At 56.7% G+C, this 14,686-nt stretch carries 15 protein-coding genes; 2 read left to right on the top strand and 13 right to left on the bottom strand.

What is annotated here, in order from left to right; all coding sequences use genetic code 11:
• Nucleotides 1-366: 366 nt before the first annotated feature.
• A complete protein-coding gene (locus AAAV21_RS06735; protein ID WP_349108322.1) occupies nt 367-1,380 on the bottom strand; it encodes a hypothetical protein in 1,014 nt (337 codons plus the stop codon).
• A gap of 408 nt (nt 1,381-1,788) precedes the next feature.
• Between AAAV21_RS06735 and AAAV21_RS06730 the strand changes: the two genes are divergently transcribed.
• On the top strand, nt 1,789-2,487 hold the full coding sequence (locus AAAV21_RS06730; RefSeq protein ID WP_349108319.1) for a DUF5710 domain-containing protein: 699 nt from the start codon (nt 1,789-1,791) through the stop codon (nt 2,485-2,487).
• 550 nt (nt 2,488-3,037) lie between these two features.
• Here the strand turns inward: AAAV21_RS06730 and AAAV21_RS06725 are convergent.
• The 4 genes from AAAV21_RS06725 to AAAV21_RS06710 all read right to left on the bottom strand — a co-directional run bounded on the left by AAAV21_RS06725 (nt 3,038) and on the right by AAAV21_RS06710 (nt 6,061).
• Nucleotides 3,038-3,520, bottom strand: coding sequence for an HNH endonuclease (locus tag AAAV21_RS06725; RefSeq protein ID WP_349108317.1), 483 nt, complete (start codon nt 3,518-3,520; stop codon nt 3,038-3,040).
• Nucleotides 3,521-3,621: 101 nt separating this feature from the next.
• The gene (locus tag AAAV21_RS06720) at nt 3,622-4,017 is read right to left on the bottom strand and encodes a hypothetical protein (protein ID WP_349108315.1); all 396 of its coding nucleotides are present in this window, start codon (nt 4,015-4,017) and stop codon (nt 3,622-3,624) included.
• A 249-nt stretch (nt 4,018-4,266) separates the two neighbouring features.
• Complete coding sequence (locus AAAV21_RS06715; protein WP_349108312.1) at nt 4,267-5,211, bottom strand: hypothetical protein; 945 nt, start codon at nt 5,209-5,211, stop codon at nt 4,267-4,269.
• A 64-nt stretch (nt 5,212-5,275) separates the two neighbouring features.
• Nucleotides 5,276-6,061 carry a hypothetical protein gene (locus AAAV21_RS06710; protein ID WP_349108309.1) on the bottom strand — a complete coding sequence of 262 codons (786 nt, stop codon included), beginning with the start codon at nt 6,059-6,061 and terminating at the stop codon, nt 5,276-5,278.
• Between the two features lie 399 nt (nt 6,062-6,460).
• Here AAAV21_RS06710 and AAAV21_RS06705 point away from each other — a divergent pair, with 399 nt between their 5' ends.
• Nucleotides 6,461-6,970, top strand: a complete 510-nt coding sequence (locus AAAV21_RS06705; RefSeq protein WP_349108307.1) for a hypothetical protein — start codon at nt 6,461-6,463, stop codon at nt 6,968-6,970.
• Nucleotides 6,971-7,026: 56 nt separating this feature from the next.
• Here the strand turns inward: AAAV21_RS06705 and AAAV21_RS06700 are convergent, their stop codons facing one another.
• The 8 genes from AAAV21_RS06700 to AAAV21_RS06665 all read right to left on the bottom strand — a co-directional run bounded on the left by AAAV21_RS06700 (nt 7,027) and on the right by AAAV21_RS06665 (nt 14,099).
• A complete protein-coding gene (locus AAAV21_RS06700; RefSeq protein WP_349108305.1) occupies nt 7,027-8,148 on the bottom strand; it encodes a hypothetical protein in 1,122 nt (373 codons plus the stop codon).
• Between the two features lie 5 nt (nt 8,149-8,153).
• Nucleotides 8,154-8,819 (bottom strand): PilZ domain-containing protein, encoded by a 666-nt coding sequence (locus AAAV21_RS06695; RefSeq protein ID WP_349108303.1) that lies wholly within the window; start codon nt 8,817-8,819, stop codon nt 8,154-8,156.
• 552 nt (nt 8,820-9,371) lie between these two features.
• Nucleotides 9,372-10,220 (bottom strand): PTS system mannose/fructose/sorbose family transporter subunit IID, encoded by an 849-nt coding sequence (locus AAAV21_RS06690; RefSeq protein ID WP_192924133.1) that lies wholly within the window; start codon nt 10,218-10,220, stop codon nt 9,372-9,374.
• On the bottom strand, nt 10,220-10,993 hold the full coding sequence (locus tag AAAV21_RS06685) for a PTS sugar transporter subunit IIC (protein ID WP_117563725.1): 774 nt from the start codon (nt 10,991-10,993) through the stop codon (nt 10,220-10,222). The genes AAAV21_RS06690 and AAAV21_RS06685 overlap by 1 nt, the downstream gene beginning before the upstream one ends.
• An 81-nt stretch (nt 10,994-11,074) precedes the next feature.
• Complete coding sequence (locus AAAV21_RS06680; RefSeq protein WP_117797216.1) at nt 11,075-12,109, bottom strand: SIS domain-containing protein; 1,035 nt, start codon at nt 12,107-12,109, stop codon at nt 11,075-11,077.
• A 194-nt stretch (nt 12,110-12,303) separates the two neighbouring features.
• Nucleotides 12,304-12,777 (bottom strand): PTS sugar transporter subunit IIB, encoded by a 474-nt coding sequence (locus AAAV21_RS06675; protein ID WP_349108298.1) that lies wholly within the window; start codon nt 12,775-12,777, stop codon nt 12,304-12,306.
• A gap of 72 nt (nt 12,778-12,849) precedes the next feature.
• Entirely contained in the window at nt 12,850-13,269 is a 420-nt protein-coding gene (locus AAAV21_RS06670; protein WP_349108295.1) for a hypothetical protein, read from the bottom strand.
• 125 nt (nt 13,270-13,394) lie between these two features.
• The gene (locus AAAV21_RS06665; RefSeq protein ID WP_349108293.1) at nt 13,395-14,099 is read right to left on the bottom strand and encodes a GntR family transcriptional regulator; all 705 of its coding nucleotides are present in this window, start codon (nt 14,097-14,099) and stop codon (nt 13,395-13,397) included.
• Nucleotides 14,100-14,686 lie beyond the last annotated feature (587 nt).

Here is a 14,686-nt window from a genome sequence, read left to right as displayed (position 1 = left end):
CAACCACCCCAACCAAGACCGATGTCGCCCAAAGAACCCTTGTGATCGCCCCGGCTGCACCCAAAGCACCCAAACGCCCCCAGCGATTGCCCCGATCACGCTCGAGTGAGGCTCACTGCCATATATAAATAACCCCCTTCTGGATTGAGGTCTAATACTATTCCTGCAAAGTGTACGAGTTTATTTGGACCCCCGAAGCATCCACACTTTTTGACGCCAAAACCGCAGGATTGCACCAGTAAAACCGCAGGAAACGAGCCCCTAAAAGTGTCGATGTTTCGGGGGTCCGTTCTGGTTCGTTCACTTCCCAGGAAAAGTATTAGACCTGAAAAAATAACCGTAAATATCAACCCCCTACAATCGCCCCTACCAATACTGATGGGCTTTGATAACGGCATACCAGAGCCTAAATCGCTTCATCTCGACGCGCTTGAGGGCAAAATATCGCTGCTCCTCGCTCATGCGCTTGTTAAAGATGGGGCGCTTGTTCCGATGCAGCTTGCGCCGGATGCGCTCGCACAGGCGAACGAGCTTGTCGTAATCATTTGCCTGGTCGGTCGTCACGGTAAAGTGCGCCACGCCGTCAAGCAGCTCCAGCTCGTTGCGGCGCTCGGCATCCTTGTGGATCTTCTCGCGGCCGTCATGGATGGCATCGCTGTCGTAATCGACCATCGCAGTCAGCACCTCGGGCAGTAGCCCGGCCTTTACCTTATCCCTGCCCACCTCGACTTTAGCCGTAAGCGTAATGTCGGGCGTGCGCTCCAGCACGCGCAGCTTGCGCTCGCGCCCATCGTTGCGTCCATCGCGAATGAAGACTTTCTTGTTGAGCACAGCCTTTCCCAATGCATACCCGCCGTGGCGTGCAGGCAGTGACATAAACATGCACAGCCCCGACTCCCTCGGGGAGCGCGACCCCTCGATCACATATGCAAGCAGCGCCTTTGCTTTCGCAAGACCCCTCACCTTGGGCGATGTCTCGATATACGCCGCAATGAGCTCCTTGGTCGTGAGCCTGCCGTCGCGCATGCCCTCATCCCTGCTTGTCACCCCACCGGGAGCAAGGTTATCCAGCCGATAGTCCGATGTCATGGCATAGCCGGCATAGATGGCCTCGGCCGCATCGCCATCGTGTGCGGCTTGCACAAACGCCAGCTCGGGAGAGCACACATACGCATCCAGGTCGCCCATCCAGTGGCCCAGCGAGATAAACGAACCCGCCGGGAGCTCGTTGGTGCACAGGTGCGCCTTAACATGCTTGCTCCGCCGACGGTCGGCGCGCGACGGCACCAGCAAATCCAGCGTTTGGATCCCCAGATCATAGCGATCGATAAACTCCTGCGCCTCTTGGTCCAAGAGCGCGCAGGCACCTGCGATCGACACGACCTCTGGTTCCGAATCCACAAATCGAGGGTTCGGCAAGTGCGCCAAAAGCGCCAACGCAGCGTTATGTGAAACGATAAAGTAGCTCATGGCGCAAAGGTAGCACGCGCGTCGGCGGACGCCGGCGGCCCCGTCACGATTTCGGCAAACGACCGGCGGTTTTTTTGCCGCGGCGCGTCCAAAGTGTTCATTCGTCGACGTCTAGCTGCAAATCCGTCAAGCTTTTGGCAAGGTTGCCGCTCAACTGACCAAAAGCTGACCATTTGCTTGCCCATTTGCTTGACGGCGCGCCCTCGCCAAAATGCTCCGCGACTTCTCGGACGGTCGAAGTGCTCGTTTAGCGACCACGCACCCGCCGCTGGGGTATCCTTGGAGCACATACACCGCAAGCCGCACAAAGGAGCCGCCATGCGCACCGAGCTCGATGTTCCCTTTTCGCACAAAGATGAGGCCAAGGCCCTGGGCGCCAAGTGGGACCGGGTCAAGAAGATCTGGTACGTGCCCGATGGCGTCAACCCCGAGCCCTTTGCCGCATGGCTGCCCGGCGTGGATCGCTCCGACCCCAGCGCGCCCTACATCTACCTGGTGCTGGGCAAGCGCGAATGCTGGAAGTGCCACGAGCAGACGACGGTCGCAGCCTTTGGCATTCCGTATCGGGTGGCCGAGGACTCGGGTAGCAAGGCTGCGCCCGGCGCAGTGCCCGCCATGGATGACGCGGGCCACATCGCGATCGACACCGTCCACGCCAACGCCATAGCCATCGTCCCCGCGCTGGGCTGCGTGCCGGCCGAGATCCGCGACTACCTGCGCGAGCGCTGCGGCTACAAGCCTGTAACGTCGCGCACCACCAAGACCGCATCGCTTTCCAGCACCTGCACCGGCTGCGGCGCGCTGCAAGGCAGCCATTACCTGTTCGAGGAGCCCACGTCGCCGTTTGCGCTCACGGCCATCAACAAGCTCCCCGCGCTGGAGTTCGTGCGCGTGGAAGTCGCCGGCGTCTTTGGCATCCCCGCCAGTCAGGACAACTTTGACCAGGCGCTCTTCACCTGGGCACGCGACCACCACACCCAGTTTCACAAAACCTTGTGCGAAGGGATCTACCTATAGGGCAAAGCTCGAAAATCGAGTGCGGAAATCCTCGAAAATCGAGTGTGGAAATCCTCGAAAATCGAGTATGCGCAGGTAGCTAACTTGTTGGTGCGACGCAGAAAATGTCGAATCACTGGGTTTGCCCGACTAGATATTCAGTCTTCGAAGCTATGGCTCCGCATCGTCATAGGTAATGGCGCATCCGCAGGTGGGGCATTGCTGAGGATAGACCGGAAGACGAAGACCTGTTCGAATCCGCGGGTCGGTAGCGTGTTTGTCGCGAGCGTCGATGAAGCTGATGTCTAGGCATGGAAGGTCTGCGCCGCAGCTAGGGCAGGGCAGACAGATTTGGCTGCAGCTGGCCTCGATGAGCGGAAATAAGCTCCGATCCATCAAAACGCGCGGTAAGTTACCGTATGCGCCGCGCGCGATATCGCTTCGCCATCCCATGGCCTCCCCTTTCCGGTTTTACCTGTTGAGGAGAGGATGGCAGGATCGTGCAGCTCTCGATGCGACGCGATGCGATCCGATCAATCAACATGATTGGACTGCGGCGGGCCACACCTAGCTAATACCGAGCAACGCCCTCCGCGTGACGCCGCGATTCGGAGAAATCGAACTCGGCTCGATGGGCTTCGAGGAATCGGGCATTGGGACGCAAGCGATGTTCGTCCGGCTCACGCAACACCGACCCTGCAAACGCCGCATAGTCCGTATGCCGCAGAAGATACGACCCGCAAAGTTGATAGTCGCCGCGTACCAGCTCAAACGAAATCAGATGAGCGTCGAACATCGAGTGCAGGTCGCGGCGCAGCAGGATACCGTTGCTGACAGTCTGCAACTTGGGATCCGAGTAGTTCTCGATATGCGCAGCCTCGAGAGCTTCATCCACATTGCAGCCCGAGACGGCACATCGACCGGTATAAGCCTCAAAAAGCTGATTGCGAAAACGCTGCTGGCCGATTCGCTCGCGACGCAACGCATAACGGACCTTTTCATCGTCGCTCGCCGGAGTGCCAGAATACTCCGCCGCGACCGGAGCGTCCTTCATGTAGCTCATATCGGGGAAGAAACGTGCGTCGGGCCCACCCTTATGGACGGGGCCGTGCAGCACAAACCAGCTATTCTCGGGTTCGTAGCGCTCGACGAACGCTAGGCCAGCACCTTGTAGCCAGCACTTGTTGCAAAGAAAACGCCAACGGGAACGCCGCACTCCATGCAGTTGATCATCTTTTGGTTGTAGTCCTGGTCGCGCCAGTTTTCGACCGAAGCGCTTTGCGACGAGTACTTGAGCACCCACGTGCCGTCCTCAAGATAGAGCGGCGGAACATCGGGGTAGGCGCCGCGCTTGGAATTGTGCACCGAAAGGGCAAAGGTCTTCTCGCGCGGATGCTTAACGCGCCCGCGACCAGGCCAAAAGATGCCCGAATCGCGCGACACCGGAAAGAGTTCGGAATCAATCGTCAGACGGAAGGAATATTGAGGGCTATCGGCATTGGTACGATGCGGAAGCTTGTCCCATAGGCCGCCACGCTGCTCCTCGCGCAAGAACCACTCCCAAGCCAAAACATACTCAGACGGCACAAAGCTACAAGCGCGGTCATAACTCGGCTGAGCAATCAGCGGAACACTAGAAGCAATGCGTCCATAAGGAACCTCCAGAAAGAACAGTTCCTCACATTATCGCTGATCTACGCGGGCTCGCGTGCAACCGTTTTGCGCAAAGCCATTGCACAAAATAGAGGCCGCTTCGATTGAAGCGGCCCCTATCAGGCAAATTTAGTTAATGGCTTAGCCCTACTTGGAATCAGGAACGATGCCGACCAAGCTAACGGTGACATCGAAGGTCGGGCTTCCTTCACCAACATCAAGGCCAGACATGTTTTGGCAATCGCTGTCGGTGCCCTCCATCCAAATGACAACCTTGAAGTTCGTCCCGTTGTAACCAACGTGGGCGAGCATTTGGGCATCGCCTGTCGGCTTTACGTAGGAGTCGCCGCTTCCGGTTGCTCCCCAGTTTTTGCCATTCTGATCAACCATGTTGTCACCGCACACATGGGCATAAGACGGCGCCATTGTCACCGAAAGGTTGCCAGAATTCACGCAGCTCCAGCCCTCGGTAGCGGAGACATCATTTCCCTTACCAGTCGGGAGGACGGGAGCATAGACGACTTTAAGTTTATCGTCGATCAACAGGCCCACGCGAAGGCTGCCTTTGATCTTGTCGAACCAATCTTGCGAAGCGCCCTCCGACGCAGTCACAACAACGGGACCGTTCGAGCTGCTGTTGTCGAGATAGACGTCAGCCTCGCCAGTCTGGTTAATCGTGTAGAGCGTATATTCCGCCATCGTATAGGCGTAATAAGTCTCGGTATCTCCCTTGAGCGTATAGGAACCATGACGCTGGTCAAAAATCGTCGCCCTCTGATAGCCACTTACATCTGTACCGTTCCACGATTTTGGAACATGCCAGTTAAGGGCATCGTCCGTTGAGGACGGGCTAATTTCATGACCATGACTTGCGGCGGTCGTTTGGTGATCGCTGCCGTTATGAATGGCATTTGGACCAGAAGCAATTTGGAGGACCATGCCGTTTGCCTGAGCGCTAACGGTGCTGGTGGTGCCATCTACCTTTGTATTCGAGACGAACCAGGCATACGTTGCAGAACCAAGCGCAACTGCTGCCATAACGACAGACAAGGCTGCGATTGCAAGCTGTTTTTTCATCTGCTTAACGCTCAACGGAAATCCTCCTCTCTAAAGAAAAAGGCGGGGGATGCCTCTCCCCCGCCCATGAATCTCAGCGCTATTTGTTATCAGCGGTAGCAGTAAGGGTAACCTTGATCTTCTTGGAAGCATCCTTGAGTTTGCCCAGATTGTTGGTGAAGATGGCGGTGTCGTCGCCGTCATAGAACACGTAGATGTCAACTTCGACTTCGTGATCTTCTCCGGGCTGAATCTCGTCTTTCAGGAGATTGGTGTTGTCCTTCGTCGAGCTGTCAAGAACGCTACTCTTATCGCACAGGACCCAATTGTCGCCGCACTTCACAAGAATACGGAGCGCGTTGTCAAGGTTAGCGTTGCCGGTAGCGTCACCAGCAATCGAAATGCCATTGTTTAAAGGGTCAACAACAAGATTGGTCAGCTTCGTGCCCTTAGAACCGACCTTGAAAGTGTTCTTGACTGCATACTTCTTGAGGACTTCGTCCGAGTCAGGAGCACCGACAGCCCTACGCGTCCCATCCTTGATGGTCGAGGCAGTAGAAGACTGAGCAGTAGCAGTCTCGAACTGATAAACAAGCGCGCCCTCATTCTTTTTGTTTTTATCAAAGTGATTGGCCCAAGTCGCGGGATAGAGCTCCGTGTTAGCCTCGATATCGGCAGCATCGGAAGTCAGGTCAGTGTTATTGTTATCCTTGTTGTGGATATACATGAACGCGGCGTTCGACTGAGCGGAAATCGTGCTCGTTGTGGCGTCGACCTTGTTGTTCGTCACAAACCATGCGAAGGTGGCGGAGCCGAGGGCTACGGCTGCCACGAGGACCATGGCGATGGCGGCGCCCATCTGCTTCTTTAATGCCTTGGTATCCATACGGACCCCTTTCTTTCCCCATTCATCCCAGATGACCCTCGAGAAGCCCGGAAGGGGAGCCCGCGCTTTCGTGTTGGATGTTGCTTGCCCATCCTTTTGATATGGAGTTGAGAATACCATAATTCTTACGATTTCCTTATGAGTTTTCGGCAGCCTACATTCCGGCAGATTCATAAGTCTACCTCAGGTTATATGTGGTGCTATGTGAACATCGTTTACCTTATTTGATCTCTCTCCCGCAAAGCTGTAAGTCCCTCTTAAGCCTTGCGACCGCAGTTCCACGCCATCGTATACATTCACCCTCCGCCGAGCTTCGCCCTAGCCCTTCCCCACCCGCTATACTGATGTAGCACGTGTAATTTCTGCCTGCTTGCGTAGGCTGTTTGTTAGGAGGTCCCTATGGCTGCTGCCGCTCAACCCAAGGGAAGCGTTTCCGCCGGATCGATCAAGCCGGTGACGCGCAAAGCCGTCCGCTGCCAGCGCGAAGTCGCCTGGCTGGTCACGCAGGCGGCTGGCAAGCTCGTCGCCACCACCGACGACGTCAACGCGCCCACGCCCAGCTTTGTGCTGGCAGCGGCATTGTCGTACACCCGCGAGCAGGAGCAGGCCGCCCAGGACGGCGGACACGCGATTGACTATGAGGCCGTCATGGGTCCCGACCTCGCAAGCTTTTGTGCGGCCGCGGGGCTGCCCACAGCGCCCAACGCGCTTTCGGACGCGGGCTACATGTTCACCCTCTCGGGCGCGGACCTCATCCGCGACCTCTACGCCTACTGTAGCGACCTGGGCGAGCGCATGGGAGACGCGGCGCAGGTCAAACCGGGCTACGCGATCAAGCTCGCGCTGCGACTGTTCTTGCTGGACGGCGCCTCAGCCGCCACCGCCTCCGATGGCAAAACCTCGGCATAAGCCGTCACCAAAAGCGCCGGGCCAGGAAATCAATCCCAGCCCGGAGCTTGTTCGTTCTACTTGTCCCCGTCCCCTGCGGGCGAGTTCTTTTGGTTGCGGCGGTTACTCCACGTCACGTTGTGCTCCTTGTAGTAATCGGGCGCCTCGTTGCCGCTCGCGCTAATGGGGTCGTTGCCGGTCAGGGTGTCGGCAATATCCTGCACAAACTTAATGAACAGGCTCGAGTCGTCGGTCTCGGACGAATCAAAATCGAAGCCGAACTCCACCGCGCCGCCGATGATCTTGTCCACGCACTCCGGGTCGTCGCCGTCCAGCCAAATGACCACGGTGTACTTGTCCACGTCGCCCACGCGGAAGTTCGCGTGGCTAATGGTCGTCACCACGTCTTTGGACGCGAACGGCTCGGTGTTGGGCTCCGGGTTGCCGTCGGCCGCGGCAGCCGCGTAGGTGGTGGGCTCGCCGTTGCGATACACCCGCACGCGCGCCGCCTTCTCCACACCCTTGCTGGCGCTGACCACCTTGAGCTTGGCGCTGTAGCCCAGATCGGTCTTGCCGGCGTTGCGGATATAGAAGGTGTACGCCACGTAGTTCTTGCCGTTGTGGCTGCCGTCGATGTCGTCTAGGTTGTCGGGCAGGTCCTCGGTAGCGATATTGGTGCCGTTGTCCACGGCGTCGGCCGCCAGGCGCGCGGTGGCGTTGTTAAAGTCGCCGTTGTCGGCAATGGCCACGCCGCGGCGGAACAGCTCCAGGCGGTTGAGGTTGATGGTGAAGTTACCCATGTTTTCCTGCATAAACGACAGGGCAAACAGCACGCCAAAGGCAAGTGCCAGCACCACGAGGGCCTTTTGCAGCTTGTCCATGCGCAGCAGCGCCGCGCCGATGCGCTCCATGCGGCGCTTGGGCATATACATGGACACGACCGCGTCAGGGTCGATGTCGTCGAGGTCCTGGTCGGCCAGCGCCTGCTCCAGCTCCTCGATGCGCACCACGCCGCGCAGGTTGCGCTTGAGCTTGGCCTTGCGGTTGGGTTTTCCGAAGCGCTTGCGGGAGGTGGGGTCGGTGCTGGGGGTGTCCTCGGGCTGACTCTCGGTCAAATCCTCAGTCATGCCCTCGGCCACGTCCTTGGCCAAATCCTCGGCAGCTTGGTCTTTGTTGTCGTTACGCTTGAACAGTGCCATGGCGATCAGAGCTTATATTTGGCGCGGATGTAGCCGACGTATTCTTTGACGAGCTCGCGCTCCATGTCGTCGGCGTAGCGGAACTGCAGGCCGCAGACGTTGCGGTACAGGCTGCCCTTGGGCGCGCGGCGCACCCAGCACACGATGCCCAGCTGCTCGGGCAGCTCGTGGCGCTCGCCCTGCAGGCGGATCGTGGGCATTTGCACGGCCAGGGCCTCGCCCACGTCGGGGTAATCGTTGAGGTAGATAGCCAGACCGCCGGCCGAGACGTCGATGGTCATGGCGTCCTCGGGCTCGGGGGTCGGCGCGTTGTCGCGCTGGTAGGTCAGGCGCATGGCGACCTTAAAACGCTCGTCGCGGCGCTTGACAAAGCTGCGCTGCTCGGCGACTTTGCGCATTTTCCAATAGGTGCGGATGCCCTTTTTCTCGACTGCCTCGGGATAGCCGGCGAGCACGAACGTCTCCTCGCCTACTTTGTACTGCAGCAGCAGCTTTTGGTTTTCGTCCATGATGAGCGGCTTGCCGGCAAGCATGGGCGCGCTCATAAGAAAGTACGCCTCGTCCAGGTCCTCTTTGTACGTGGCGAGCATGTTGAAGTCGGTTTTTTGGCCCATGGGCACGTCGAATGCCACCTGAAGCTTAGTCCCCGGCGTTATCTGTTGCTCTGCCATGTATTCTCCCCTAGTCGCGGGCGCCGATATCATCGTCGTGCGCGATGCACATTGGGCTATTGTAACTGCTTTGCCGCAGGTTTCGGTGGGCAGTGCGCGAAATGGCGGGATGTGGGGCACGGGTGAACGCGCAGCCGCTCTGTGCGCGGCATCAATCTGGCAGCGATGCATGTCCCCCGACAGACCGTCTGTCTGTCTCTCAGCCATCTCTCATTTATCTTTCAGCTTAGAGATGAGTGAGAGATGAGAGACAAAAATGCCGTTATCGGTTCAAGCAAATCACGTTCGCGCAGGTAAACTCATGTATACGGGAACTTTGACTCGATCCCCTAGCCACCTTGCAGCATTGTTATCTCTCATATTTATCTCTCGTCTTTCTGTTATCTCTCGTATTAGTGACGAATGAGAGATGAGAGATGCGTGAGTGATGGACGAGTGTGATTTTTTGGACGGTCGGAAAATCCCTCAAATAAAAAACGGGGCCGGCCTTACGCCGAGCCCCGTTTTCAAACGGTCAGTTAGTTATCCAACGCGCGAGCATTGCAGTCAACATTACGCCGCCGCGAACACTCCCAAGCCCGTTCCGATGATGCAGATTGCGAAGATGCCCAAGATGATCCAAATGGTCTTGACGCCCTTTTTATAGAGGGCAACGCAAGCGAACGTTGCCAGCAAGGGCAGCAGACCGGGGAAGATCGAATCGAACAGATCCTGCAGGACAATCTCCGAACCACCCACGTCAAAGGTCAAAGCCGTGGACAGCGAGACCTGTGCCGCAATCATGGCGCCGATAACGGTCATTCCGAGAACACCGGCAGCATGCGTCATGCGAGACATAAGGTTGCTCTCTTCGGACTGCTGCAAAAACTTGGTTCCCAAGTCGTAACCCAGATGGGCGGCGACGATACGCGTTGCAAAGTTAATCACGGAGTAGATGAGCGCGTACACGATGGGGCCGAGCGGGTTGCCCGTCGAAGCGATGCCAATACCAATGCCGGCGGCAACCACGCGGAACGTACCCCAGTAGAACGAATCGCCGATGCCGGAAAGCGGTCCCATAAGGCCGACCTTCATGGCGTTAATCGAGGACGTGTCGAAGTTCTTATCGGCAGCCGCCTGCTCTTCCATCGAAACCGTTAGGCCGGCTACAAACGGAAGCACATGAGGCGTGATGTTAAAGAACTCGGTATGGCGATCGAGCGCCGCATAGTAATCGTCGTCGTTGGGATAGATCTTTCGCAGGGGCTTCTGAATGGTGTACATGAAGCCCATTGCCATCATCTTGTCGTACGACTGCGAGCACTGGCTCGTAAACTGGCGAAGGAACATGCTCCGATACATATCGGGAGTCATAATCGCGTCCTTCTTGGCCTCTTTGAGGTCGGTGTTCTGGATAGCCATTAGAAGTCCTCCTCTTCATCTGCAGCAACCGTCTGCGGACCGGACGAGCCCTCGCGGAAGGCCAGGAGCAGCGCGACGCAAATGGCAGCTGCGGCGACGCCGACCACGTCCATCTTGAGGTAGATGACCATAATGAAGCCCAGGAACAGCCAGGGAAGGAGCTTGTTATCGCCCATGGTCCTGATAAGAAGAGCGAAGCCGATGCAGACCATGACGCCGGACGCAACGTTGAGGCCGTCCATCACAAACTGCGGAATCGCGTTGAGCGCATTGTTGATAAGGTCGGCACCAAAGAACAGCGAGCCAAACACCAGCAGTGCAGACGGAATGCCAATCGACAGCGGCACGATGGTCAGATGGTACAGATTCGCCTTGGCAAGATCGCGATTTGCCAGAGCGGTCTCAATCTTCTTGCAGGCAAAGGCACCCGGAACGGCGTAGCAGAAGTTGCGCCACACCTGAAGGAAGACGGAGACGGGAAGGGCGAGCGCGACTGCAGTTGCCGTGCCCGTACCCGTAATGACGGCAAACGCGCAGCCAAGCACGCCGGAGGCATAGACCTCGGGAGGAACCGCCGCGCCGACCATGATGGCGCCCATGAACATGGACTCCAAAGCAGCGCCGACGATAACGCCCTGCTGGACATCGCCAAGGATCAAGCCGACAAACAGGCTCGTAAACAGCGGACGACCAAGCATCGTAATGCCAAATAATTGCTCGTCCATGGACGCAATAAATGCGACCAGTGCAACTAGAAGATACTGGACAACCATTTCGATCAACCCCAGAAACAGGTCTGCAGGCGAGGCATTCTGCGCAGCTCGCCTGCAGACAACCGCAGCAATTTGAGAGGATTAGTAGTTCATCTGGTGATAGTAACGACGCGTGGTGAGCGGGTGGTTACGGACGTGCTCGAGATGGCAGCTCAGACGCTCGGTGATGGTGTAGGTGACCATCGGGGAGACGATCTTGCGGAACTCGGGGTCGCTGAACGGCAGCTCGACCTCGGCGGTGTCGAACTTGTTCACGCGGACATGGACGCCCTTCTCGTCGGCGAGCATGTGAGTGAAGTTGTCCACGCGGTCCATGAGCTTGCGGGTGTCGTCCTCGCCGTAGAGCATGATGAGGCTCGTGCCCTCCTCGCACAGCTCGATGGTGCCGTGGAAGAACTCGGCGGCGTGGATGGACTTGGTCTTGATCCACTGCATCTCCTCGAGGATGCACATGGCGTAGTCGTAGGCCTCGCCCCAGAGCATGCCGGAGCCGATCACCATGTGGTAGTCGGTGTCCTTGAAGTCCTCGGCCATGGCGGCGCAGCGCTCGTCCTGGGCGTCCTTGGCCTTGATGAGGTACGGGGCGATGTTGCCGAACTCCTCCATGAAGGTGTCGTACTTGGGGAAGGCGCCGGCGTTCTTGAGGAAGCGGGCGACCAGCGTGATCTGGTAGGTGTAGATGGCCTCGCACAGGACGTCGTCCTCGGCGAAGCTGAAGAACTTGTAGTCGGCGTACTCGGTGGCCGGGGTATTGTCGTTGGAGACGTACATCAGCGTGCGGGCGCCCTGCTCCTGGCAGAACTTGGCAGCCTCGATGATCTCGGGGGTGGTGCCGGTACGGGTGGAGAAGACGCAGACCGAGTCCTTGGTGAAGGCCTTGGGCGGGCACGCGAGGAACTCGGCGGCGATCTCGCAGTGGACGTCGACGTCGGCCGTGGTGGTCTCGACCCAGTACTTCATCGGGAGCGTGTGGGCCCAGGTGCCGCCGCAGCCGATGAAGAAGATGTTGGAATAGCCCTGCTCGCAGACCTCGTCCACGGCAGCCTCAATCTGAGGACGGAGAGCGAGGGCATCGCTCACAACCTTCTCGTAACGAGGCTCATCGAAATTGAACATCCCTTACTCCTAACTCACTTGGATGAACCCTTCATTCATCCCATGACGTTATAATACTTTATATAACTAACTATGCAAGAACTATTTCAGATTTTTTTGATTTTTCTTTAATAAAAAGCCCGCCGATCAAATAATCGGCGGGCTTAGGAATGGAGCATTAGTTCAATAAACACTCATTACTGTACTGTCAATGATTAGAAGACGTCTTTAGCAAACACCTTGGCGTCATTGGGAACTTGGCGGATTTCGATGGCTACGCCCTCGCCCAGGAGCTCTTGGATGTGTTCGGCATCCTTGTCGGTCGCAAAGATCGCGGGGGTCGGGTGAAGTGTCGTTTCGGGAGTCTTACGGGTTCCACCCAGATTAATCTCCTTGATATCCTTGCAGCCCTTGGAGAGACGATACACGTCCTCGATGGTCTCAACGATGATGAGCAGCGAATACTTGTCGGTAACGCCGCTGTTGAGCGCCTCGATAGCAGCATTGATATCTTTGATGACGAGCTTCACGCCGTTGGGGCGGGCGAGCCTCAAGGCCGCTTTCCTCATGTCGTCTTTTGCCACGGCATCGCTGGCAAGCAGGATGCAATCTACATCCAAAGCATGAGTCCAGGACATGGCGACTTGGCCGTGAATCAGTCGGTAATCAACTCTCGTAAGCTTAATCATCGTTATCATCTCCGCACGTGATAAAGGTAATGACAGGTGTGTGGCCCTAGCTAGGGCTCAAGCCGGAACTAACTAGAACTCTTCTTCCTCGGCGCCGGCAAGCATGTCCGCCGCCTCACAAAGCTGGATAAACGAACGCGATCCCTCAACCACAGCTTTGGCCTTGTCTGCATCCAGGGAATCCAGCTGCGTGACCATTTCGACAAGCAACGGCAGGTTCATTCCGGCAATCAACGTAAACGATCCGGCGACTTGCCTCTGAATGAACTCGTTGTTTACAGACCCGCCGAAGATGTCGGTCACAACAAACCATGTGTCGGCCGGATCTTTCGCATCCACCCACGCATCAATCAACGCCGCGACGTCTCTTGAATCGTCATCAACGTAGGCGCACAAACACTCGATTCGATCGTTGGCGCCCATCAGAATCTCGAGAGAGCTTTTCATACCTTGGGCGAGATAGCCGTGACTCGCTAGTAATATCTTATTCATAGTTCTCCAATAGTAATAAGACGTACTATATTGTCATATAGTATATGAGCAATCTCACCTGTGCAGAATGTCATTTTTCTAATTCCGCGAACGGTAACAATCGGTCGGTAAATCGCTGGATCTGCTTACAGATAGAACTTCAGTCGCTCGGTGCAATACACCTGACGGGAGACGAAGAGCGGCTTGCCGTCTGGAGCAAAACGTCTATCGACAAACAAGAGCAGCGAGGAGTCCAGCTCTACGTTAAGGTATGCCGCCTCGAGCTCGCTCGCATAACAGACCTCGAGCGTACGCGTGTTGGGGCCCATCTTGATCCCATGGCGATCGAGCACCGCCATCAGCGAATCATCGAGGGACTCATGCTCTAAGAATGAAAGCGTGTCAGAATAGCTGTTGGTTTCCAACATCGTAGGTTTGTCATCCACAAGGCGCAGACGGCGACTGCGCAACACCTTTTGGGTGTCGTCAACGCCCAGGAACTTTGCGTCTCGCAGGCTTGGAAAATCCCAGCCCATTTCAAGCACCCTGGTAGACGCCTGTTTTCCCGCAAGCTGGCACGAATGAGTAAAGCTCTCGCGGTCGTCCGCGGCATACATCTGCGTATCCGACGAAACAAACGTGCCCTTGCCACGAGCCCTCTCAACAAGCCCAGCATCTTCCATTTCTTTGATTGCCGAGCGCACGGTAATTCGGCTTACGCCAAATTGCTCAATGAGTTCTGTCTCGGTAGGGAGTTTGTCTCCCGGGCGGTACATGCCGTTGGCAATCAAATCAGAAAGTGCGCGAACAATCTGCTTGTACAGGGGGACAACGCTGTTTGCTTCAACCATATCAACCATACCTTTGCAACGAATCTGCAGTTCACTGATAAATGGCTTATATTGTATTATAACTTTTTATCGCTCCATGCCATTTCCAGCAAGTTTCGGCAAGCGGGGGGAGTTATTTTGAGCAGCGGAGTGTGGGACCCATCCACCTCCGCATACGGCCTCAATCTGACAGCGGTATATGCGTCCGATAAGCCGTTTGTTTTTTCTCCTGTCTATCTCTCGTAGTTATCTCTCGTCTTTCTGCTATCTCTCGTATTAGAGATACGTAAAAGATACCGAGAGTGGATTATTAGACGGTTTGAAATCGAGAGTGGATATTTGGACGGTTTTTGGGCTTTTTGAGGCTGATTCCGTCCGAAAATCCACTCTCGTTCGGTAACCGTCCGGATTTCCTCGCTCGTGTGTCCGGATTTCCACTCTCGTGTAGCGGACGTCCAGAAATCCACGTTCAAGCAGTGGCCGCACGCGGAGGCATCGTCCGATCCGCCGGCATCGTCTGCAGTTCGTCGCAGAGCTGCGGGCCCATATGGGTATACTCTCGGGGATTCGACTCGATTCGCCCCCGCTGGGGCGTCAAAGGAGACTGC

It is taken from the genome of Collinsella sp. CLA-AA-H302, from assembly GCF_040093305.1.
GTDB lineage: Bacteria > Actinomycetota > Coriobacteriia > Coriobacteriales > Coriobacteriaceae > Collinsella.
Note: the sequence above shows the minus strand (reverse complement) of the source record. Positions and strands in the feature narration are given on the sequence as shown.

Excerpts from the sequence above, each read along its gene's own strand:
- AAAV21_RS06730 (WP_349108319.1), top strand. The coding sequence starts at position 1,789 with ATGCGCACCGAGCTCGATGTTCCCTTTTCGCACAAAGATGAGGCCAAG.
- AAAV21_RS06725 (WP_349108317.1), bottom strand. The coding sequence starts at position 3,520 with ATGAAGGACGCTCCGGTCGCGGCGGAGTATTCTGGCACTCCGGCGAGC.
- AAAV21_RS06710 (WP_349108309.1), bottom strand. The coding sequence starts at position 6,061 with ATGGATACCAAGGCATTAAAGAAGCAGATGGGCGCCGCCATCGCCATG.
- AAAV21_RS06705 (WP_349108307.1), top strand. The coding sequence starts at position 6,461 with ATGGCTGCTGCCGCTCAACCCAAGGGAAGCGTTTCCGCCGGATCGATC.
- AAAV21_RS06700 (WP_349108305.1), bottom strand. The coding sequence starts at position 8,148 with ATGGCACTGTTCAAGCGTAACGACAACAAAGACCAAGCTGCCGAGGAT.
- AAAV21_RS06695 (WP_349108303.1), bottom strand. The coding sequence starts at position 8,819 with ATGGCAGAGCAACAGATAACGCCGGGGACTAAGCTTCAGGTGGCATTC.
- AAAV21_RS06690 (WP_192924133.1), bottom strand. The coding sequence starts at position 10,220 with ATGGCTATCCAGAACACCGACCTCAAAGAGGCCAAGAAGGACGCGATT.
- AAAV21_RS06685 (WP_117563725.1), bottom strand. The coding sequence starts at position 10,993 with ATGGTTGTCCAGTATCTTCTAGTTGCACTGGTCGCATTTATTGCGTCC.
- AAAV21_RS06680 (WP_117797216.1), bottom strand. The coding sequence starts at position 12,109 with ATGTTCAATTTCGATGAGCCTCGTTACGAGAAGGTTGTGAGCGATGCC.
- AAAV21_RS06675 (WP_349108298.1), bottom strand. The coding sequence starts at position 12,777 with ATGATTAAGCTTACGAGAGTTGATTACCGACTGATTCACGGCCAAGTC.
- AAAV21_RS06670 (WP_349108295.1), bottom strand. The coding sequence starts at position 13,269 with ATGAATAAGATATTACTAGCGAGTCACGGCTATCTCGCCCAAGGTATG.
- AAAV21_RS06665 (WP_349108293.1), bottom strand. The coding sequence starts at position 14,099 with ATGGTTGAAGCAAACAGCGTTGTCCCCCTGTACAAGCAGATTGTTCGC.